Source organism: Burkholderia sp. AU28863 (assembly GCF_002223195.1).
Taxonomy (GTDB): domain Bacteria; phylum Pseudomonadota; class Gammaproteobacteria; order Burkholderiales; family Burkholderiaceae; genus Burkholderia; species Burkholderia sola.
The window spans coordinates 882,142-903,201 of sequence record NZ_NKFE01000003.1; the positions used below are offsets into that span (position 1 = coordinate 882,142).

The following is a 21,060-nucleotide window of genomic DNA, read 5'->3' on the forward strand; positions in this document are numbered from 1 at the left end:
CGGGACGGCATGCGTCCCGTCACCCACATGCTCGATATCGAACGCGTGAGCTGGTCTGCCGGCGGCGCGATCGACGTGCTCGATTCGGTGACGCTGACGGTGGCCGAAGGCGAATTCGTCGGGCTGGTCGGCCCGAACGGCAGCGGCAAGACGAGCCTGCTGCGCTGCGTGTTCCGCTACGCGCGCCCCGACGCGGGCCGCGTCGCGCTCGACGCGCAGGACGTATGGCGCATGCGGCCGCGTGCGGTCGCGCAGCGCATCGCGGTGCTGCAGCAGGAAACGCCGGACGATTTCGGGCTGACGGTCGACGAACTCGTCGACATGGGCCGCACGCCACACAAGCGGCCGTTCGATGCGGAGTCGGCCGACGATCGCCGGATCGTCGAATCCGCGCTGCACGATGTCGGCCTCGTCGAGCGTCGCGCACAGCGCTTCGCGTCGCTGTCGGGCGGCGAGAAGCAGCGCGCGCTGCTGGCGCGCGCGCTCGCACAGCAGCCCGAGCTGTTGTTGCTCGACGAACCGACCAACCATCTCGACCTGCGTCATCAGCTCGAACTGCTTGCGCGCGTGCGCCGCCTCGGCATCGCGACGCTCGCGACGATTCACGACCTCAATCTCGCGGCCGCGTATTGCGACCGGCTCCATGTGCTCGCGCACGGCCGCGTCGTCGCGTCCGGTGCGCCGGACGACGTGCTGACCGAAGCGCTGCTGCGCGACGTGTTCGGCGTCGCCGCGCTCGTCGATCGCCATCCCGTCACGGGCCGCCCGCGCATCACGCCGCTTCATCCGGAATGACCGCCATGCCGTTTCCTGTTCTGTCCTCCATCTCCCGCCGGCTCGTTGCCGCTGCCGTGCTCGGCGGCGCGGCCGCTCATGCGGGCGCCTATCCCGTCACCGTGCGCAGTTGCGATCGCGACGTGACGTTCGAGCGCGCGCCGACGCGCGCGGTCAGCAACGACGTGAACCTGACCGAGATGATGCTCGCGCTCGGCCTGAAAGACCGGCTCGTCGGTTATACGGGCATCGGCGGCTGGAAGACGGGCACCGCGCGCGTGCGCGACGCATTGCGGGGCGTGCCCGAACTGGCGAGCCAGTATCCGTCGCTGGAAGTGCTGGCCGCCGCGCGCGCCGACTTCTATCTCGCGGGCTGGAACTACGGAATGCATGTCGGCGGGCCGGTGACGCCCGCGACGCTCGCGCCGTTCGGCATCCGCACGTACGAACTGACCGAATCGTGTTCGCACGTGATGAAGCAGTCGGCCGCGTCGTTCGACGACGTGTTCCGCGACCTGACCAATCTCGGCCGGATCTTCGGCGTCGATGCGCGCGCCGCGCGGGTCGTCGCCGGGATGCGCGCGCGGCTCGCGGCAGTGTCGCGCGCGATCGGGCGGCCGGCGCCGCTGCGCGTGTTCGTGTACGACAGCGGCACCGACAAGCCGATGACGGCGGGCGGCCTCGCGATGCCGACCGCGCTGCTCGCGGCGGCGGGCGCGCGCAACGTGATGGACGACCTGCCGCGCAGCTGGACCCAGGTGAGCTGGGAAAGCGTGGTCGCGCGCGATCCGCAGGTGATTGTGATCGTCGACTATTCGGCGGTCACGGCTACGCAGAAGCAGCAGTTCCTGTCGAGCCAGCCCGCGCTCGCGCGCGTGGCCGCGATCCGCGACCGGCGCTTCGTCGTGATTCCGTACGATGCGGCGACGCCGGGCCCCGAGAACGTCGCGGCCGTCGAGACGCTCGCCCGCGCGCTGTATCCGGCCGCATTCGCGGCAGCGGCACGATGAGCGTGCGCGGGGAGGCGGCGCGGCTCCGCATGCGCGCGGTGCTGCCGGGGCTGGCCGTGCTGCTGATCGCGTCGATCGTCGTGTCGGCCGCGTTCGGCCCGGCGCCGATCGCGATGCCGGCCGCGGTGCGGATCGTCGCCGCGCACGTCGCGTCCGCGCTCGGCGGCGCCGACGCGTTCGCGGCCGCCGCGGGCGACGACAGCATCGTGTGGCTGATCCGGATGCCGCGTGCGCTGCTGGCCGCGATCGTCGGCGCGACGCTGGCGGCGGTCGGCGTCGCATTGCAGGCGGCGACCGCGAACCGCCTGGCCGATCCGCACCTGCTCGGCGTGAGCGCGGGCGCGATGCTCGGCGCGATCGCGGTCACGGTGGTGGCGGGCGCCGCGTTCGGCCCGTTCACGCTGTCGGCCGCCGCGTTCGCGGGCGCGCTTGCGGCCACCGCGTGCGTGGTCGCGCTTGCTTACCGGAGCGGCCGGCTCGAATCCGACCGGCTGCTGCTCGCGGGCGTGTCGGTGTCGTTCATGATGGCCGCGTTCGGCAACCTGCTGCTGTATCTCGGCGACCAGCGCGCCGCGTCGTCGGTGCTGTTCTGGATGCTCGGCGGCGTCGGGCTCGCGCGCTGGGATCTGCTGCCGGTGCCGGCCGTGTGCGCGGTGCTTGCCGGCGGCGCGCTCTATGCGCGCCGGCGCGAACTGAATGCGCTGATGTCGGGCGATGTCGCCGCCGCGTCGCTCGGCGTGCCGAGCGCGCGGATGCGGCGCGAGGTGTTCGTCGTCGCGTCGTTCGCGACGGGCGCGATGGTCGCGGTCAGCGGCGCGATCGGCTTCGTCGGGCTCGTGACGCCGCATCTGTGCCGACGCGTCGTCGGCGCCGAGCACGGCCGGCTGCTGCCGGTCGCCGCGCTGGCGGGCGCGATCCTGCTCGTGTGGGCCGATGTCGCCGCGCGCACGCTCGCGGCGCCGGAGGATCTGCCGATCGGCATCGTGACCGCGCTGTTCGGCAGCCTGTTCTTCGTCGCGCTGCTGCGCCGGCGCTGACAGCGCGCGGCAGGCGACGGGGCGGGGGCGCCGCCCGTTTCGTCAAAGCGGGACGACGCTACGCGTGCCGCTGCGGCGGCGCGCATCGGCGTGCCGGGTCGCGACGTCGTGCGCGACGTCGAAGAGGCTGTCGGGCAGCGTGCGCACGGGCAGCGTGATCACGAAGCGCGCGCCGCCGAGCGGCGAATCCTCGAGCCGCACGTCGCCGCCGTGCACCTGCGCGACGCGCCGCACGATCGCAAGCCCGAGCCCGAAGCCGCCGGTCTGCCGGTCGCGGCTCGAGTCGAGTCGCTGGAACGGCTCGAACACGCGGGCGCGCTCGGCGGGCGGAATGCCGGGGCCATCGTCGTCGACGCTCAGCACGAGCGCACCGGAGCGGTCGCGGGCGGCGGCCAGCACGACCTTGCGCGACGCATAGCGCGCGCCGTTGCGGATCAGGTTCAGCAGCGCGCGGGCGACGAGCTTCGGATCGCAGACGTGGGTCGCGGCCGCGTCGAGCGTCGACACGTCGAGCGCGATGCCGCGATCGGCGATGTCGTCTGCGACGTTGCCGGCGACGCTGTCGATCAGCGCGTCGACGACGACCTCCATCGGCGCGAGTTCGCTCGCCCCCTGTTCGAGCCGGCCGATCGTCAGCAGTTCGGTGACGAGTTCGTCGAGTTCGCGCACGTCGCGCCGCAGCGCGTCGCGGCGCTCGCGCATCCGGCCCGTTTCGTCGGCGTCGGCGAGCAGTGCGAGCCCGAACTCGAGTCGCGCGAGCGGCGTTTTCAGTTCGTGCGAGATGCCGTGCATCATTTCGCGCTGCTGCTTGATCGACGCCTCGATGCGCGCGGCCATGTCGTTGAACTGCTGCGACAGCTCGTAGATGTTCGATTTACCCGACACCTTCACGCGCGTCGACAGCATCCCGGCGCCGAACGCGCGCGCGGCGTCCTGCAGCCTGCGAATGTCGCGCCAGTGATAGTGAATCCACAGCACCACCGCGAACAGCGTCGCGAGCGCGAGCAGCATGTACGCATAGATGCGGATGTCGAGGTCCGGCGCTTCGATCGGGCGCGCATGCAGCACCGAGCCGTCGGCGAGCGGCATGTAGTAATCCTTGCCGTTGTAGCTGATCGCGATCCTGCCGGCGTCGAGATCGCGCAGCGGCGCGCCGCTCAGTTGCGCGCGTGCGTCGGCCATCGACATGAAGCCGAACCCTTCGCGGCCGTGCAGCGCGAGTTCGCGCAATGCGAGTTCGCGCTGCGCGCCCGGATGGCGTTCGAGGTAGTCGTTCAGCACGAACGAATAGGTCGTCAGCGAGTCGCGTTGTGCCTGCGCGCCGCGCTCGTAGAAGATCCGGTCGAACGACAGCTGGATGAAGATGATCGACGCGCCGACGAACAGGATCACGACGAGGTACAACCGAAGCAACGGGCGCAGCATTTATTCTTCCCACGCAGAAGGGCTGAACAGGTAGCCGCGACCCCAGATCGTCTTGATCTTGTGCGGCTCCGATGACGCATCCTCGAAGCGGCGGCGCAGCTTCGAGATGCCTGAATCGACCGAGCGGTCGAGCCCGTCGAATTCGATCCCGCGCAACTGCTTCAGGATGTCGTCGCGGCTCAGCACGGTGCCGGCCGCGCGCGCGAGGATCAGCAGCAGGTTGAATTCGGCGGTCTTCAGCTCGACCGGCTCGCCGCGCCACGTGACGGTGCGGTTCGGCGGCGAAATGGCGAGTTCGCCGAATACGAGCGCGTCGGGCGCGACCGCGGGCGTTTCCGCCGCGGCCGGTTGCGCACGGCGCAACAGCGCGCGGGCGCGCGCGACGAGCACGCGCGGCTCGATCGGCTTGGTGACGTAGTCGTCGGCGCCCGTCTCGAGCCCGGCGACCTGGTCGTACACGTCCGCGCGCGCGGTCAGGATCAGCACGGGGACGTTGGTGAACGCGCGGATGCGCCGGCAGACCTCCATGCCGTCCAGATTCGGCAGCATCAGATCGAGTATCACGAGGGCCGGCTGGTGCTCGCGAACCGCCGCGACGGCGAGGTCGCCGCGCCGCACGACCGTCACCGCGAATTCATAGCCGTCGAGGTATTCGCGGACGAGCTGCGCGAGGCGGTCGTCGTCCTCGATCAGCAGCACGCGGTATTTGAGCGGAACTTCGTTCATGGTTTCCTCGGGATGCACGCGCCATCTCCCACCCGGCAGACCGACGGGCGGCGCGGCACGCGAATTCTATCCGGCGGATCGACCGCCGGGGCAGCGGGGCGACAATCGCGAACAATCGAACACAATTGAGCACACATTCGCCGCACATTCAGGACAGTCTCGGCGCGGGGCGGCACCTAGACTGCGGGCTTCGTTACTCATATCTCAATATTGTGCGCCCATCCCTTCGCCGCTACCGCTATTGCATGCCGCTCGCCGGCCTGACCCTCGCCGCCGCCGCCCACGCGGAAAACCAGTATTCGTTGTCGCTCGGCGGCGGGGTTGCCCCGCGCTACCAGGGCAGCAAACAGTATCGCGGCGTCGTTGCGCCGTCGTTTTCCGCCACGTTCGGCAATGGCTTCTTCGTCGACAGCACGCAGGGCGCCGGCTACCGGCTGGACCTGCCGCACGGGGCGTTCGTGTCGGCGGCGGTGAACTACGACGCGGGCCGCGCGGACGAGAACCGCTTCGACCTGCCGGGCTCCGACTACCTGAAGGGCATGGGCCGGATTCCGGGCTCGGTGCTCGTCGGCGTGCGCGCCGGCGTGACGCTTTTCGACACGGCGGAACTGAGCGTCACGATCGATACGCCGGTGACGCACACGTCGCGCGGCGTGTCGGGGCACGTGGATCTCGCGGTGCCGGTGCTCAAGACGTCGCAGCACGAGATCATCGTGACGGGCACCGTGCACGCGGGCTCGGGACGCTACATGCAGACCTTTTACGGCGTGACCGACGCACAGTCGATGACGAGCCGGTTCCGGCCGTATTCGGCGAGCGGCGGGATCGACAGCGCGTCGATGGCGGTTGCATGGAACTGGACGCTGTCGCGGCACTGGTCGGTGCTCGCGACCGGCGGCGTGACGCGGTTGCTCGGCCGCGCCGGCGACAGCCCGATCGTCCAGTCGCGCAGCAACTATTACGGCATCGCGGGCGTCACGTACAAGTTCTGAGCGGATTGTCGACGCGGGCTGGCGCGCACACGATGTGTCGGCGTCGCGCCGTCGCCGCGAACCGCGTGCGGTAACATGCGGGCGGGTTCGGCGTCAGGCCGGGCCTGCGACGCCGGGGCGCCGACGTGGCCCCGGCCGAGTCGCGACAGGCCGCCATGCGCGGGCCGGCTCCGGCAGGAAACGGCTGGCAGCGTGGGGAACCGATCATGCGATGCCCGGTCGTGCACGAATGCCGCACATGGACCGCCGGGCCGAGACAGGGAGAAACCGATGAAGAATACGATCGCGATGCTCGTTGCACTCGTTGCGAGCGCAACCTTTGCAGGATGTGCGGACATGGACACGAAGCACCCCAACGCCACCGCCGGCGGCGCGGCCAGGGCCCCGTTGCAGCCGGGCGCCGCGCAAGTATGCAAGGCGGACGGCGCGCCGGACGATGCGCTGGTCGGCAAGACCGAGACCGATGCGGCCGCGCTGCTCGGCGGCTGCCTGTGGCGCGTGCTCGAGCGCGACGGGAAGTCGTTGCCGGGCACGATGGATTACCGGGAGGAGCGCCGCAATCTCGGCATTCGTGACGGGAAAGTGATCTGGGTGCGGCGCGGGTGACGGCCGTATGACGATTTCACGACCGGACTCGTCGACGTCGCGCGATCTGCGCGCGTATTTCACGGAGCGTGGCACGGCCGCGCCCGAACTGCCGCCGACCGCACGGAAATAATCGCCGCGATGCGCAAGCGATCGGGCCCGCGTTACTTCGAGATGTACCACAGCGCGTCCGCGCTGGCGCGCGACGGCTGAGCGGTCGCAGCCGGTCGTTGAGCCGGCGTGGGCGGCGGCGTATTCGACGTGATTGCGGTCGGCAGCGTGGCGGGAATATTCGCGGTCGAAGGCGAGGCCGCCGCCGTTCCCGACGTCGACGGCGTATTCACGTACCACAGCGCATCGGCCGACGCGGTGCGTTTCGCTGCCGCCTTGGACGCCGTGTTTGTCGCCGCATTCGTCGTCGTCCCTGCCGACTTCTTCGATGCCGAGGCCGATTCCCCGGCCGTCGCCGTCCCGGCCGTCCCGGCCTGCGCGGTCATGCCTGCGGCCGCCGCACTGCGCTGCGCGCGCGCTTCGAACGGCCCGAGCTGGAAGATCAACGTTTGCGCGGGACGCGTCACGACGGCATACGGAAACTGCAGCTCCCACGACATCAGCACGCGCCCGGCCGACGTCTCGGTGAAGATCGCCGGCACGTGTTTCATGTCGCTGAACTGCACATAGACCCGCGCGCCGTCGTCGAACACCTGGGTCGGCTTGGCCTGGTCGGCGCCGGTGACCGTCCATCCGAAGTTGTACGTGCCGGCCGGCCCGGCGGGGCCGCCCTGCGGCGGCGGAGGCGCAGAGCCCGGCGAGATCGTGCGTGCGCGCGTGACGGGCGGCGCCGACACGCTCAGGCTCGCGAACGGGTTGTACGTCTGTGCCTGTTGCGGCGGCGTAAAGGACGGTGGAAGGATGGGCATGGGAGTATCCGGCGAATCCGGCATGGTCCGGATTGCATCATAGACCTTGCGCGCATACGCGAGGCGCTTGTCGGGCGATGCGGAGTTGTACGCGCCGATCGCGTTCCAGTTGGGGCCGAGCTGGCGGATGTTCTGCGACAGGATCCACGCGCCGACGTACGCGTTCGTGCAGGCATCGAACAGGCTTTCCCGCGTGATTCCTTCGCGCGCGAGCGTCGGCAGCCACGTGCTGTTGATCTGCATCAGCCCGATGTCGACCGTGCCGTTGGTATTCGTGTTCACCGCGTTCGGATTCATCCCCGACTCGACCTGCGCGATGCCGCGCATCAGGGCGACGCTCACGTGCTGGAACGCGGCCGCGTCGTCCAGGCAATCGGCCCGCGCGACGCCAGAGAGCGCGCACGAGAGCGCGATCGTCGAGGCGATGGTCAGCGTGTGGCGGCTGAGCGGGCGAGCAGTATGACGCGGCATGGCAGGATGGGGCGGAATCCGACCGCCCGGTGCAAGGAAATTACGCAGACGCGAAGTGTGCCATAGCAGGCGGGAAAATGGCTCGCGTCAAACTTTCCTTTGCATTTGCCCGTGCGGGCGCCGCGCACTTTTATCGCGCCGGATCACGGTTCGAGGCGATCGCGGATCGGTAAAAATGGCCGGCATTGGCGTGAGTGCCGATGCAATGGCGGCGATGGAAACCTGACGTATTACGTCAGGCGCACGATGAAACCGGCGATGAAGCGGGCGAACAGGAAAATCGCCCGGGGCGAAAGAAAAGATAAAAAAATCGGCGGCCGAAGCCGCCGTTTGCGCCATGCGGATTCGGCCGGCCGCGCGGCGCGCGGCAGGCCATCCTCAGGTAGTCGCCGTCAGAAACGGTGACGCAGCCCGAGGTTGACCATCGTCTGCGAGCTCGTGCCCGCGTAACCGTACGAACCGATCGATGCCTGCGCGGCCATCGAGCCGCCGTTGCCGTCGCCGGTCTGGCCGCTCGCGTGCTGGTACGCGGCGGTCAGATAGACGTCGGTGCGCTTGGACAGGTTGTAGTCGGCGCCGGCCGATACCTGGTGATAGGTCGCCGACGTGTCGCCGCCCGAGCGCGTGTAGCTGTAGCCGACGCCGACGAGCAGCGCGTTCGTCGCCTGGTAGTTCACGAAACCTTGCCCCGTGTTGTAGTGCTCGTTCGAGCCGAACACCGAGCTTGCGTCGCGGCGGTACTGTGCGTTGCTGTAGCCGACGCCGAACGTGAACGGGCCGGCGACGTACTGGCCCGCGATGCGTGCGATGCCGAACGAGTGCGCGCTCGCATAGCCGCTGTTGATCGGGCCGTCGAACGTGCCGTCCGACGAGCTCGTCCAGCCGTTGCGCACGCCGTTCGACGCGGGGCTGTTGGTCGCGTGAAAGTAGCCGCCCGCGACGCTGAACGGCCCGTTGTTGTACGACACGGCGGCCGAGTAAGACTGCGCGGCGCCGGTGCTGCCGGCGATGCCGCCGAACGAGTACATCGCCGCGAACTGCAGGCCCGAATAGACGGCCGACGTGTACTTGACCGCGTTGTCGACGCGGAAGCTGTTGTCGTAGTTGTCGACGTCGCCCGGCGTCGCGAACGCGCTGCCCAGATAGTTGTCGGCGGTGATGCCCTGCACGAGATCGACGAGCGGGTCGTACTGCCGGCCGAACGTGAGCGTGCCGTAGCGGTCGCTCGTCAGGCCGACGAAGGCCTGACGGCCGAACAGGCGGCCGCCCTGGCCTTGCCGGCCGTTGCTCGGGTCGAAGCCGTTCTCCAACTGGAACAGCGCCTTCAGACCGCCGCCGAGGTCCTCGGTGCCTTTCACGCCCCAGCGGCTGCCGGCCAGGTTGCCCGCGCTGCTGTTGCCGAGCATCCATGCGTTGTCCTTGCCTTGGGCATGGTTCACATAGGTGATCGACGTGTCGATCACGCCATACAACGTGACGCTCGACTGCGCATGCGCGACGGACATCGCCGCCAACGACGCGAGGGCAATCATCGAGAGGGCCGTGCGTTTCATTAGTTGCTCCGAGAAACCCCGTCCTTCAGGACGGGGAGGAAAGGGGTGCTGTTGACAGACAGCTTCTTCCACGGGTTAGGATCACCGGCATGATCCTTGTCTACCGCTACCGCGTGAAGTCGCTCAACGGACTGCTTAACAAGCAGAGCCGCGCGGTGAACTACGTCTGGAACTTCTGCAACGACACGCGGAAGCACGCGCTCAAGTGGAGCAAGAAGTGGCCGACCGGTTTCGACTTGAATGTGCTCACGACCGGCAGCAGCAAGGCGCTCGGCATCCACTCCGGCACGATCAACGCGACGTGTGAGCAATACACGAAGTCGCGCAGCCAGCACCGTCGCCCGTACCTGCGCTATCGCGGCAGGAAGTCGCTCGGCTGGGTGCCGCTGAAGGGACGTGACCTGAAGCGCGAGGGCGACGCGTTCCGTTTCGCCGGCAACACCTTTCGCGTGTTCAACAGCCGGACGCTTCCCGAAGGCAAGATCAAGGACGGGACCAACTTTGCGCAGGATGCACGCGGCAATTGGTTCTTGAACATCGTGATCGAGATGCCGGATGTTCAGGCTCGTCCGATCCGTTCCGGTGTCGGCATCGATCTTGGCCTGAAAGACTTCGCGACACTTTCGACCGGCGAGAAGCTGCCCAATGATCGGTTCGGTCGACGCGCGGCGGAAAAGCTGGCGAAAGCGCAGCGGGCGCGAAAGCACAAGCGGCATATCGCAAAGCTGCACGCCAAGGTCGCGAATGCCCGAGCCGACTTCCAACACAAGCTCGCGCTCGATCTGGTGCGGCGCTTCGATTACATCGCGGTCGGCAACGTGTCGGCTGTCAAACTCGCCAGAACCAGGATGGCGAAAAGCGTCTACGACGCATCCTGGTCGTCCTTCCGAAACAAGCTCCGCTACAAAGCGATCGCGCACGGAGCCACGTTCGAGGAAGTGGACGAAAGCGGTTCTACCCAGTCCTGTTCGGCGTGCGGGTCGAAAGACAGCACGACGCGGCCGAAAGGTATCGCGGGACTGCGAATAAGAGAGTGGACCTGCAGTGACTGTGGTGTCGAACATGATCGTGATATCAACGCTGCGTTGAACATTCTCCGATGCGGACGTGCATCGCCAGATGTGGGAATCCTCTCCCTTCAGGGAGGGGAGGACGTCAACTCCTTTGCGCATGGGTGTGGGTTCGTGATCCGGAAGGGCACGAGACTACAGAGCCGCACTGAAACGGCAAAAATGGAATTCTTCGTTGTGGCCTGATGCAGACAGGGATGTTTCCCGGAATTCACCGTTGAGGGATCGGGATTATTGATAAGCGCGTATCAATAGGTTGCCATTCCGCCGGTTTTTCAGTGGGCTTTGCGCATGTCGTGATAATTCGGCGTGTTTTGCGGGTGAACTACCGCAATCTCGATATTGTTTTCGATCCGTCAAATCGTTATTTAACGAATTGAATCGGCTGCGCTGAAATGAATGTGATAGATGCGCGTCGCGCGTGAGCGGTGACGGCCTCGTCTCGCCACGTCACGAACCGTCGGTGCGTCGTAGCCGCCGCACGTTGAAACTCGGGCCGCGAACTCGCCTTGGCTCGTCAACGCGCCGCATCCGGTCGCGGCCGGGCTGCCGGCCGGCGCGACGAACGCGTACGGCAAGCAGGCGCCGATGAGCCGGGGCAAGCCGGGCTCGGCGCGATCACGATCGCGACCGTGTACGGTCAACCCGACAACGCCGCGATCTTCGCGTACGAGAAAGGCGCGACGATGGACTACGAAACGCTCGCGCCCGCGCGCCGCCGCGACGCCGCCTCGATCAGTTGCGCCAGCGCTTGCGCGGGCTCCGACATCGTGCGCCGTGCACGATGCACGAGCCCGATGTCGCGGTGAAACGTGTGATGCCCGAGGTCGATCGCGCGCACGCCGGCCGGCCAGCGGCGATACACGGCGGTCTGCGGCACGATCGCGATGCCGACGCCGTTTTCGACCAGCTTGACGATCGCGTCGAGCTCGTCGAGTTCGCAGGTGTCGCGCACCGCGATGTGCATCTTGCGCAGAAAGCGGTCGACCTGACGGCCGCCGAACGACGCGCGGTCGTAACGCACGAACGGTTCGTTCGCGAGCAGGGCGGTCCAGTCCTTGCCCTTCACGCCGCGCGGCACGATCAGCCGGAACGGTTCCTGCGCGAGGGTCGTCCAGTGCAGGTCGCTCTGCAGTGCGAACGGCGGCCGGATGATCGCGGCCATGTCGATTTCGCCCGCGTCGACCCGGTTGACCAGCTCGATCGACAACCCCGGTATCACGCGCGTGCGGCACCCGGGGTGCCGGCGATGGAAATCGGCCAGCGCGGCCGGCAGCAGCGCGCTCTGCACCGACGCGATCGCGCCGATCGTCACGCGCACGGCGTCCGGCGAGCCGGGCGCGGTCGAGCTCAGGTTCTCGTACAGGCCGATCAGCGCCTGCGCCTGGTCGAGCACGTGATGGCCCCGCTCGTTGAGCCGCGCCGATCGCCCTTGCCGGTCGAACAGCGCGAAACCGAGCTCGGCTTCGAGGCGCTGCATCTGCGCGCTCACGGCCGCCTGCGTGAGCCCGATACGATTGCCGGCCGCGGCAAAGGTGCCTTCGCGGGCGACGGCGACGAGGGTTTTCAGCTCGCGGATCATTCATCAATTCCGTTTGTGAATCAGCCAATTTTATATTGATTTAATTTTTGAGCGGCGTTGTCTACCATGGTGCCGTCCTCGCGACACGCGAGCGTTCCTTTACGAGGCCATCATGAGTCTTTCCCCGTTTCACCTGGCGATTCCGGTCTACGACCTGCCGGCCGCGCGCGATTTCTACGGCCGCGTGTTCGGGCTGGAAGAGGGGCGTTCGAGTGCGCAGTGGGTCGACTTCAACTTTTACGGGCATCAGCTCGTGATCCACGCGCATCCGAAAACCGCGTCGCAGGAAGGCGCGCATACGAATGCGGTCGACGGCCACGACGTACCGGTGCCGCATTTCGGGATCGTGCTCGACTGGGCGAGCTGGGAAGCGCTGGCCGAGCGGCTGCGTTCGTTCGGCGTGACTTTCGTGATCGAGCCGTATGTGCGGTTCCAGGGGCAGGTCGGCGAACAGGCGACGATGTTCTTCTTCGATCCGTGCGGCAATGCGCTCGAATTCAAGGCGTTCCGCGACATCGGTCAGCTGTTCGCGAAGTGACCGGCCACGGCGCCGGCGCCGATTGAAATCGGGTGCGAGAATGCAGCCTTCGGCCCGGCCGCACGCACGTGCGACGGCCGGCGCCGCGCCGCACGGTATGGGTCCGTGCGCCTCGTTCTCCAAGGAACCCGTATGGACAGTCACATCGCGCCGGTGGCGCTGAACAAAGCCTATCGTCTCCTCAATCACGGCCCGACCGTGCTCGTGTCGGCCCGCCACGACGGCGTCGACAACGTGATGGCCGCCGCCTGGGCGTGCGCGCTCGACTTCCTGCCGCCGAAGCTGACGGTCGTGCTCGACAAATCCGCGAAGACGCGCGAGCTCGTCGAGCGCAGCGGCACGTTCGTGATCCAGGTGCCGACGGCCGCGCAATTGCAGCTCACGCATGCGGTCGGCAGCCGCAGCCTCGCGGAGCGGCCCGACAAGCTGCGCGAAGCGGGCGTCACGCTGTTCGACGTCGACGGTCATGACCTGCCGTTCGTCGCCGGCTGCTCGGGCTGGCTCGCGTGCAGGCTGATTCCGGAACCGCACAATCAGCAGACCTACGACCTGTTCATCGGCGAGGTGATCGGCGCATGGTCGGACACGCGCGTGTTTCGCGACGGCCACTGGTATTTCGAATCGGCCGATCCCGCGCTGCGCAGCCTGCACTACATCGCGGGCGGCAATTTCTATGCGATCGGCGAATCGCTGCACGTCGATCCGGACGCGCAGTAAGCGCCGCGCGGACTTTCCCGAATCGGGCGCGCTTCATGCGCGCTTTTTCAATTCGGCCAGCATGAGGTCGGCGAACGCCTGCGCGACGCGCGGCAGCGTGCGCCCGCGCTTCGCGACGAGCGCGATCGGCCGCACGAACGCGGGATCGTCGATCGGCTTCGCGACCAGTTCGGGTTCGGCGCGCACCTCGCGGGCGGTCGCGGGCAGGATCGTCACGCCGAGGCCGCCGCGCACCATCGCGACGGCCGTCATCATGTAGGTCGGCTCGCACGCGATGTCGGGCGTGCAGCCGGCCGCGTCCAGCGCGGCATCGACGACGCTGCGCACGCTCGTGCCCCGTGCGGTGAGCACGAGCGGCACGCCGGCGACGTCGGCGGTGGTGACGCGGCGCTTGCGCGCGAGCGGATGATCCTGCGGGCACACGGCGACGAGCCGGTCGGCGCCTGCATACAGCACGTCCAGCGACGCATCGAACGTATCGCCGCCGGTGAGCCCGAGATCGGCGTCCTCGTTGCGCACCAGCGCGGTGACGAGGCTCGCGACGCCGTCGCGGATCTCGAAGCCCGCGCGCGGCACGTCGCGCCGGAACGACTGGATCAGCTCCGGCAGCACGCTGGACGCGAAGGTCGGCAGGCACGCGAGCCGCACCGTGCCGCTCGCGCCTTCGCCGAGCGCGCGTGCATCGCGCAGCACGCGCTCCATGTCGTCGAGCGAGCGCTGCAACAGCGGCAGCAGTTCGCGCCCCGTCTGCGTGAGCGCGACGCTGCGGCTGTTGCGGTCGAACAGGCGCGCGCCGACGATTTCCTCGAGCCGGCGGATCTGCACGGTCAGCGCCGGCTGCGACAGGTGCAGCCGCGCGGCCGCGCGCGTGAAGTTGCCGGCGTGCGCGACGGTGACGAACGCGCGAATGTCGCGAAGATTCAGATCCATAACGGTTCGTGATTGCTGCGATCAAATCATTTCAATTGTGCTATCGCTGCGCCGACCTTACGCTCGTCTCCAACAAAAGACAAGGTAGGAGACACGGATGCTGCCGTTACTCGGGCTGGGCACGATCGTCGTGCTGCTGGCCGCGATTCTGTCGAAGCGGATGTCGCCGCTCGTCGCGCTGATCGTCGTGCCGATCGCCGCGTCGCTGCTCGGCGGCTTCGGGCTGCACACCAGCAAATTCGTCATCGACGGGCTGAAGGGGCTCGCGCCCGTCGTCGGGATGTTCGTGTTCGCGATCCTGTACTTCGGGACGATCACCGACGCCGGCACGCTCGACCCGATCATCGACCGGATCCTGCGGGCGGTCGGCACGCGGCCCACGCGCATCGTGATGGGCACCACGCTGCTCGCGCTGCTGATCCACCTCGACGGCTCGGGCGCCGTGTGCTTTCTCGTGACGATTCCCGCGGTGCTGCCGCTGTACGACCGGCTGAAGATGGACCGGCGCGTGCTGGCCGCGGCCGTGTCGATGGCCGCGGGCATCAACTTCCTGCCGTGGACGGGCCCGATGATCCGCGCGTCGGCGTCGCTGCACCTGCCGGTGTCGGCGCTGTTCAATCCGCTGATTCCGGTGCAGGCGATCGGGCTCGTGTTCGTGTTCGGCGTCGCGTACTGGCTCGGGCGGCGCGAGGAGAAGCGGCTCGGCCTGTCGCGCGACGATGCGTCGATTCCGCTGCCCCGGCGCGAACTGACGCCCGACGAGCAGGCGCTGCGCCGGCCGCACCTGTTCTGGTTCAACCTCGTGCTGACGCTCGTCGTGCTCGGCACGATGGTCGTGATGGGCGAGAAGATTCCGCCCGCGATCATGTTCATGGTCGGGCTGTGCATCGCGCTGATGGTGAATTACCCCGACGTCGACATGCAGCGCAAGCGCATCGACGCGCATGCGCGTGCTGCGCTGATGATGGCCGGCATCCTGCTCGCGGCCGGCGTGTTCACCGGGATCATGCAGGGCAGCGGGATGCTGAAGGCGATGGCGCAGGCGGCGGTCGGCTTCGTGCCGCCGTCGATGGCCGGCCATATTCCGGTCGCGCTCGGTCTCGCGTCGATGCCGCTCAGCATGCTGTTCGATCCCGATTCGTTCTACTTCGGCGTGCTGCCCGTGATTGCGGAAGTGGCCGGCCAGCTCGGCGTGCCGGCCGTGCAGGTCGGACAGGCGGCGCTGCTCGGCCAGATGACGACGGGCTTTCCGGTCAGCCCGCTTACGCCGGCGACGTTCCTCGTCGTCGGGCTGTGCGGAATCGAGCTGGCCGAGCATCAGAAATTCACGTTTCCGCTGCTGTTCGGCGCATCGATCGTGATGACGATCGCGTGCGTCGTGCTCGGCGTTTTTTGATTCCTGCCGGCGATGCGCTCGCCGGACGACGGTACGGACATGACAGCAAAGCAACCTGAACGGCGCGTGCGCATCGGCGCGGGCGCCGGCTACTCGGGCGACCGGATCGAGCCCGCGGTCGAACTGGCCGAACACGGGCAGCTCGACTACCTGGTCTTCGAATGCCTGGCCGAGCGCACGATCGCGATCGCGCAGCAGGCGCGCCGCAAGGATCCGGCGCTCGGCTACGATCCGCTGCTCGACGCGCGGATGCACGCGGTGTTGCCGGTCGCGGCGGGCAAGCGCGTGCGCATCGTGTCGAACATGGGCGCGGCGAACCCGCGTGCGGCCGCCCGACGTACCGCGCGGATCGCGCAGTCGCTCGGCATCGCGGGGCTGAAAGTCGCGGCGGTCGAAGGCGACGACGTGCTCGACGTCGTGCTGCGCGGCGCGTTCCGCTTCGAGGAATCGGGCGACGACGTCGCCGCGTATCGGGACCGCATCGTGTCCGCGAACGCGTATCTCGGCGCCGCGCCGATCGTCGACGCGCTCGCGGCCGGCGCGGACGTCGTGCTGACCGGGCGCGTCGCCGATCCGTCGCTGTTCGCCGCGCCGCTGATCCACGCGTTCGGCTGGCGGATGGACGACTGGGACGCGCTTGGGGCTGCGACCGTCGTCGGCCATCTGCTCGAATGCGCGGGGCAGGTGACGGGCGGCTATTTCGCCGATCCCGGCTACAAGGACGTGCCGAATCTCGCGCGGCTCGGGTTTCCGATCGGCGAGGTCGCGGCCGACGGCACGGTCGTGATCACGAAGGTGCCGCACGCGGGCGGCCGCGTGAGCGCGGCGACCTGCAAGGAGCAGTTGCTCTACGAGATTCACGACCCGGCGCGGTATCTGCAACCCGACGTCGTGGCCGATTTCACGCGCGTGGCGGTCGCCGAGGAAGCGGCCGATCGCGTGCGCGTGACGGGCGGGCGCGGCACGGCGCGCCCCGATACGCTGAAGGTGTCGGTGGCGTACGTCGACGGCTGGATCGGCGAAGGCCAGATCTCGTACGGCGGCCCGGGTGCGCTCGCGCGTGCGCGTCTCGCGCTCGACATCGTTCGCGAGCGGCTCGCGCTGACCGGCGTCGCGGCGAGCGAATTGCGCTTCGACCTGATCGGCGTCGATGCGCTGTATGGCGACGCGGCGCCGGCCGTGCGCGGCGAGCCGGCCGAGGTGCGCGTGCGGGTGGCCGGCCGCGCGGCGAACGCCGCCGAAGCCGCGCGGATCGGCAACGAAGTCGAGACGCTCTATACGAACGGGCCGGCCGGCGGCGGCGGCGCGTTCAAGTCGACGCGCGAGGTGATCGCCGTGCAGTCGGTGCTGCTGCCGCGCGCGGCCGTGACGCCGTCGTTTTCATTCGTGGAGGCCTGATGCAATTGCGTGAACTCGCGCATGCGCGCACCGGCGACAAGGGCAATACGCTGAACGTGTCGGTCATCTGCCGCGATCCGCGCCATTACGACCATCTGCGCACGCATCTGGATGCGCACGCGGTGAAGGCGTGGCTCTCGGGCATCGTGCACGGCGACGTCGTGCGCTACGAATTGCCGACGCTCGGCGCGTTCAACTTCGTGCTGCGCGATGCGCTCGGCGGCGGGGTGACGCGCTCGCTCGCGCTCGACGCGCACGGCAAGTCGGTCAGTTCGGCGCTGCTGGCGATCGAGGTGCCCGACCCGACGTGACGGCGTGACCGTGTGCGTGGCCGACCGGGCGCGCGTTCACGCTCACATTCGGACTCACGGATCAGCAGGTCGCGACGCCCGTCCGCGTGCACGATGCGCTCGCCGACGACGTGCAGGCGCTGATTCCGACGATAGTCGTAGATCGCGCGCTGCAGGTGGTCGTGCGTGTCGCCGTCGCGGCCGGCGAGTTGGACGATGTCGAGCTTCAGTTTCATGGGCGGTGTCGGTGGATGTGGTTCGTCACGTGTGCGTGTACGCTATGGCCTCGCGGGTCGATTCCCCCGCGTACCGAACGGAGCCTGAAGTGAAGAACGAGATCGTAACGCCGACCGGCGCGAATGGCGAGGCCGGGCGGCGCATCCGGTGCGCGGCCATCGCCGTGCGCGTCGCGCTCGCATGTGTCGGCGCGCTGGCCGTGCAGGTTGCCGCCGCCGCGCCGGCGTCGTCGTGCAACGAACGACTGACGGCACTGATCGTACCTGCGCTGCCGCAGACCGAGTTCGCCCGGCGTGACATCCATGCCGCGGTGGACGAGCGCAACCGCGACGTCTACCGGATCCGCCTGTTCACGACGCCCGACCATCCCGGCACGCCGAATCGCGAAGCGACGGTCGGCTGGGTGACGCTCGATGCGAAGGCGATGCGGGCGCTCGACGTCACACGCGATCCTGATCGGCCGGACGTGCTCAGGATCGACCGGCGCGCGCTGTCGCGTTTCGTGGCGACGTGCGCGGCATCGGCGACGCCGGTACACAGTGCCGTCGATTGCGATGCGCTGAACCGCCGTGCGCAGGCGCAACGCGATTACGTGATGGGCAGCGGCGCCGGGCGCGTCGTCATCGGCAACGGGCGGTTGCCGTTCTTTTCCGCACCGGACGACGCCTGCCGGATCGACGGGCTCTTCATCGTCGAGCACGACCACGTCGACGCGCGGACCGAGTACGGCCGCTTCACGTCGGTCGTATACCTGAATTCGCGTACGCGCGGCATCGCCGAAGGGTGGGTGCGTACCGCGCGGCTGAAGCCGGACGGCACGGGCATCGCGCCCCGGCAACCTTGAACCGTCGATTCTGCAACAATCCGCCACACATCGATCCGACCTGATCTCGTCATGACCATCCAGAACCGGAACCGACGTCTCACGCCGCTCACCGCCCTTGGCGCGCTCACGGCACTCACGGCGCTCGCCGCGCTGTCGCCTGTTCATGCCGCCGAGCCGCCCCAGCCCGACCGCCAACTGAAAACCTTCATCCACGACACGTACGGCAACTGGCGCGCGGACCGCAAGGGCTGGCAGGCGGAAGACGGCGATTTCATCCATTCGCCGTGCGGCATGCTGCGCGTGGCGACCGCGGACGGCCCGCGCACGCTGCTCGCGATGTGCGGCGAGACCGAGGCGGCGGTGCAGAACGGGATGCCGGGCATGGATTCGGACGTGACGCCGGGCGCGGTAGACCTGTACGTGCTGAGGCCTTCTTCGGACGGCACGACGCTCGAGCCGGTCGCGAAGACAACGGAAATCGCATCGGGCCAGCGCGGCGAACCGGGCACGGTGCGCATCGAGCGGCTCGGGCCGCGCCTATTCGGGTTCGTCATCGGCGAAAGCGACACACGGCAAGGCTACACGCAACGCTTTCGTTCGATCTGGCTTCCATACGGCAATGCACTGCTGCATGCGGCGGCGCGCATCGACGAGGCGCTCGACAATGCCGAGTCGACGGAATGCGCGCATGCTCGCGCGCGTTGCGAGGAGCGCCGCTTCGAGATCGCGCCGGACACGACCGGCACGGGCGACGTCTATCCGCTGACGGTCACGGAAACGGGCACGCGCGGCGACAAGGCCATCCATGCACGCTACACGGTGAAGTTCGACGCCGCGCGCGGCCGCTACGTCGTGCCGAAGGCGCTGCGCGACGGGTACTGATCCCTCGCGCGCAGGAACGAGCGGCATTGCGCCGCCCGCGTATCGCGCAACTGCGTCACACGTACAGGTAGCGCACCAGGTGGAAGAACACCGGTGCGGCGAAGCAGATCGAATCGACGCGATCGAGCATCCCGCCGTGGCCGGCGATCATCGAGCCCCAGTCCTTCGTGCCGAGCGAGCGCTTGACGGCCGACAGCACGAGCCCGCCGACGAAGCCGGCGATCACGATCGCGAGCGAGATCCCGAACGCCGCGCCGAAGCTGAACGGCGTCACGCGATACAGCGACGCGCCGCACAGCGTGGCCAGCAGGCCGCCGCCGACGAAGCCCTCGATCGTCTTCGACGGCGACAGCTGCGGCGCGATCTTGCGGCGTCCGAACAGCTTGCCGACCACGTACTGCAGCACGTCGCTGATCTGCACGACGAACAGGAAGAAGAACAGCAGCAGCGCGTTCTGCCCCGCGTAGCGCGGGATGTCGAGGATCAGCACGGCCGGCGCGTGGCTCAGCCCGTACACGCACACCATCAGCGCCCAGTTGATCTTCGCGTTGCGGCTCAGGAATTCGCGCGTGTCCTGCGTGAGCGCCGACACGAGCGACATCGCGAAGAACAGGTGCACGGGCACGAAGATCGAGTACATCCCGTACCAGTTGATCCCGAGCAGCAGGTACTGCACGGGGATCGCGACGAAGAACGCGATGAAGAGCGTCGTATGGTCGCTCGCGGTGGTCGGCGTGAGCGTGATGAACTCGCGCAGCGTCAGGTACGACAGCAGCGCGAACACCAGGTACGTGACGTTGTTGCCGAGGCCGATCGCGACGGCCATGATCGCGATCATCGCCCACCATGCGCGGATGCGCTGGTTCAGGTTGACGATGGTCGCGCTGGTGCCGCCGCTGCGCGCGCCGAGAATCGCGCCGATCACGGTCGCGACGACGAGCACGCCCGTGACGCCCGCGACCAGTTCCCAGAAGAGGGTTCGCATGGTTGGTATCCGGAAAAGGGAGAAGGGGGCGCGCCGCGTTCAGCCGGCCGGCCGCTGCGGCGGCGCGAGCGCGATGACCGCGTCGCGCATGCGGGCGAGGAACGTCGGCTTGTCTTCCTCGGCGCCGAGCGCTTCGTTCGCGCCGAAATGCACCTTGCAGATCAGCGGCACGGGCCAGATCGCGCCCTTCGGCATGATGCGCTGCAGGTTCTCGAGGTAGACGGGCGCGAGCGCGACGTCCGGGAACTCGGTCGCGAGATGGAACAGCCCGCTCTTGAACGGCTGCGGCAGCACGTCGGCGCCGCGCGTGCCTTCCGGGAAGATGATGATCGAGTGACCCTGTCGCAGCGCGTCGCGCACGGGGTCGAGGGGATCGCCTCCGGATTCGCGGTGACGGTCGATCAGCACGACGTTCAGCAGCTTCTGCGCGATGTGGCGCTTCACGTCGCTGCTGTCCCAGTAGTCGCGCGCGGCGACCGGCCGTACGACCGCGCGCACGTCGCGCGGCAGCGCGGCGAGGATCGCGAGCGTGTCGATGTGGCTCGTGTGGTTCGAGAAGTAGATCTTCTGCGTCGGGGACGGCGGCGCCTGATGCCAGACCGGATACGCGCCGGCGACGAGCCGCACGATGGACAGCAGGAAGTCACGCTGCCAGACGTTGAGGATGTTCATCGGCGCGTGGCCTCCTGCGTGCATGCCCGGCCCGCCGCGCACGC

General features: G+C 68.2%; 20 protein-coding genes and 2 pseudogenes. 14 read left to right on the forward strand and 8 right to left on the reverse strand.

Annotated features, from left to right (window positions below; translation table 11 throughout):
• The first annotated feature begins 9 nt into the window (after nt 1-9).
• The 3 genes from CFB81_RS06480 to CFB81_RS06490 are packed head-to-tail and all read left to right on the forward strand — an operon-like array spanning nt 10 to nt 2,821.
• Nucleotides 10-795: an ABC transporter ATP-binding protein gene (locus tag CFB81_RS06480; protein WP_089434861.1), complete on the forward strand. Its 786-nt coding sequence runs from the start codon at nt 10-12 to the stop codon at nt 793-795.
• A complete protein-coding gene (locus CFB81_RS06485) occupies nt 792-1,784 on the forward strand; it encodes an ABC transporter substrate-binding protein (protein ID WP_089434862.1) in 993 nt (330 codons plus the stop codon). Before CFB81_RS06480 ends, CFB81_RS06485 begins: the two co-directional genes overlap by 4 nt.
• On the forward strand, nt 1,781-2,821 hold the full coding sequence (locus CFB81_RS06490; protein ID WP_179235920.1) for an iron ABC transporter permease: 1,041 nt from the start codon (nt 1,781-1,783) through the stop codon (nt 2,819-2,821). The genes CFB81_RS06485 and CFB81_RS06490 overlap by 4 nt, the downstream gene beginning before the upstream one ends.
• 42 nt (nt 2,822-2,863) lie before the next feature.
• On the opposite strand, the gene CFB81_RS06495 is transcribed toward CFB81_RS06490, so the two are convergent.
• On the reverse strand, nt 2,864-4,246 hold the full coding sequence (locus CFB81_RS06495) for an ATP-binding protein (RefSeq protein WP_089434863.1): 1,383 nt from the start codon (nt 4,244-4,246) through the stop codon (nt 2,864-2,866).
• Nucleotides 4,247-4,972 (reverse strand): response regulator, encoded by a 726-nt coding sequence (locus tag CFB81_RS06500; RefSeq protein ID WP_089434864.1) that lies wholly within the window; start codon nt 4,970-4,972, stop codon nt 4,247-4,249.
• 245 nt (nt 4,973-5,217) lie between these two features.
• Here CFB81_RS06500 and CFB81_RS06505 point away from each other — a divergent pair, with 245 nt between their 5' ends.
• Together CFB81_RS06505 and CFB81_RS06510 are read left to right on the forward strand one after the other, a co-directional pair.
• Nucleotides 5,218-5,964: a MipA/OmpV family protein gene (locus tag CFB81_RS06505; protein ID WP_089434865.1), complete on the forward strand. Its 747-nt coding sequence runs from the start codon at nt 5,218-5,220 to the stop codon at nt 5,962-5,964.
• A gap of 270 nt (nt 5,965-6,234) precedes the next feature.
• Nucleotides 6,235-6,570: a hypothetical protein gene (locus CFB81_RS06510; RefSeq protein ID WP_089434866.1), complete on the forward strand. Its 336-nt coding sequence runs from the start codon at nt 6,235-6,237 to the stop codon at nt 6,568-6,570.
• 143 nt (nt 6,571-6,713) lie between these two features.
• Here the strand turns inward: CFB81_RS06510 and CFB81_RS06515 are convergent, their stop codons facing one another.
• Nucleotides 6,714-7,940 (reverse strand): transglycosylase SLT domain-containing protein, encoded by a 1,227-nt coding sequence (locus tag CFB81_RS06515; RefSeq protein ID WP_089434867.1) that lies wholly within the window; start codon nt 7,938-7,940, stop codon nt 6,714-6,716.
• Between the two features lie 392 nt (nt 7,941-8,332).
• Entirely contained in the window at nt 8,333-9,493 is a 1,161-nt protein-coding gene (locus tag CFB81_RS06525) for a porin (protein WP_089434868.1), read from the reverse strand.
• Nucleotides 9,494-9,582: 89 nt separating this feature from the next.
• Between CFB81_RS06525 and CFB81_RS06530 the strand changes: the two are divergent.
• Together CFB81_RS06530 and CFB81_RS36460 are read left to right on the forward strand one after the other, a co-directional pair.
• Nucleotides 9,583-10,632 (forward strand): annotated as a pseudogene (locus CFB81_RS06530) (RNA-guided endonuclease InsQ/TnpB family protein); the annotation flags it as partial.
• A gap of 438 nt (nt 10,633-11,070) precedes the next feature.
• Nucleotides 11,071-11,282 (forward strand): annotated as a pseudogene (locus CFB81_RS36460) (hypothetical protein); the annotation flags it as partial.
• On the opposite strand, the gene CFB81_RS06540 reads toward CFB81_RS36460, so the two are convergent.
• On the reverse strand, nt 11,255-12,145 hold the full coding sequence (locus CFB81_RS06540) for a LysR family transcriptional regulator (RefSeq protein WP_069617170.1): 891 nt from the start codon (nt 12,143-12,145) through the stop codon (nt 11,255-11,257). The pseudogene CFB81_RS36460 and the gene CFB81_RS06540 overlap by 28 nt on opposite strands.
• Nucleotides 12,146-12,257: 112 nt before the next feature.
• Between CFB81_RS06540 and CFB81_RS06545 the strand changes: the two genes are divergently transcribed.
• Nucleotides 12,258-12,683 (forward strand): VOC family protein, encoded by a 426-nt coding sequence (locus CFB81_RS06545; protein ID WP_089434869.1) that lies wholly within the window; start codon nt 12,258-12,260, stop codon nt 12,681-12,683.
• A gap of 132 nt (nt 12,684-12,815) precedes the next feature.
• Entirely contained in the window at nt 12,816-13,400 is a 585-nt protein-coding gene (locus CFB81_RS06550) for a flavin reductase family protein (RefSeq protein WP_089434870.1), read from the forward strand.
• A 33-nt stretch (nt 13,401-13,433) separates the two neighbouring features.
• On the opposite strand, the gene CFB81_RS06555 is transcribed toward CFB81_RS06550, so the two are convergent.
• On the reverse strand, nt 13,434-14,330 hold the full coding sequence (locus CFB81_RS06555; protein ID WP_089434871.1) for a LysR family transcriptional regulator: 897 nt from the start codon (nt 14,328-14,330) through the stop codon (nt 13,434-13,436).
• A 97-nt stretch (nt 14,331-14,427) separates the two neighbouring features.
• On the opposite strand from CFB81_RS06555, the gene CFB81_RS06560 reads away from it, so the two are divergent.
• The 5 genes from CFB81_RS06560 to CFB81_RS06585 all read left to right on the forward strand — a co-directional run bounded on the left by CFB81_RS06560 (nt 14,428) and on the right by CFB81_RS06585 (nt 19,359).
• On the forward strand, nt 14,428-15,726 hold the full coding sequence (locus CFB81_RS06560) for a CitMHS family transporter (protein ID WP_089434872.1): 1,299 nt from the start codon (nt 14,428-14,430) through the stop codon (nt 15,724-15,726).
• A 39-nt stretch (nt 15,727-15,765) separates the two neighbouring features.
• The gene (locus CFB81_RS06565) at nt 15,766-17,124 is read left to right on the forward strand and encodes an acyclic terpene utilization AtuA family protein (RefSeq protein WP_089435335.1); all 1,359 of its coding nucleotides are present in this window, start codon (nt 15,766-15,768) and stop codon (nt 17,122-17,124) included.
• Complete coding sequence (locus tag CFB81_RS06570; protein WP_089434873.1) at nt 17,124-17,435, forward strand: hypothetical protein; 312 nt, start codon at nt 17,124-17,126, stop codon at nt 17,433-17,435. The genes CFB81_RS06565 and CFB81_RS06570 overlap by 1 nt, the downstream gene beginning before the upstream one ends.
• Nucleotides 17,436-17,739: 304 nt before the next feature.
• On the forward strand, nt 17,740-18,495 hold the full coding sequence (locus tag CFB81_RS06580; protein ID WP_256975991.1) for a hypothetical protein: 756 nt from the start codon (nt 17,740-17,742) through the stop codon (nt 18,493-18,495).
• 51 nt (nt 18,496-18,546) lie between these two features.
• A complete protein-coding gene (locus CFB81_RS06585) occupies nt 18,547-19,359 on the forward strand; it encodes a topoisomerase IV (protein ID WP_089434875.1) in 813 nt (270 codons plus the stop codon).
• A gap of 55 nt (nt 19,360-19,414) precedes the next feature.
• Here the strand turns inward: CFB81_RS06585 and CFB81_RS06590 are convergent, their stop codons facing one another.
• Nucleotides 19,415-20,344: a phosphatidate cytidylyltransferase gene (locus tag CFB81_RS06590; RefSeq protein ID WP_006481850.1), complete on the reverse strand. Its 930-nt coding sequence runs from the start codon at nt 20,342-20,344 to the stop codon at nt 19,415-19,417.
• Between the two features lie 39 nt (nt 20,345-20,383).
• On the reverse strand, nt 20,384-21,016 hold the full coding sequence (locus CFB81_RS06595) for a lysophospholipid acyltransferase family protein (protein WP_089435337.1): 633 nt from the start codon (nt 21,014-21,016) through the stop codon (nt 20,384-20,386).
• Between the last annotated feature and the right edge of the window lie 44 nt (nt 21,017-21,060).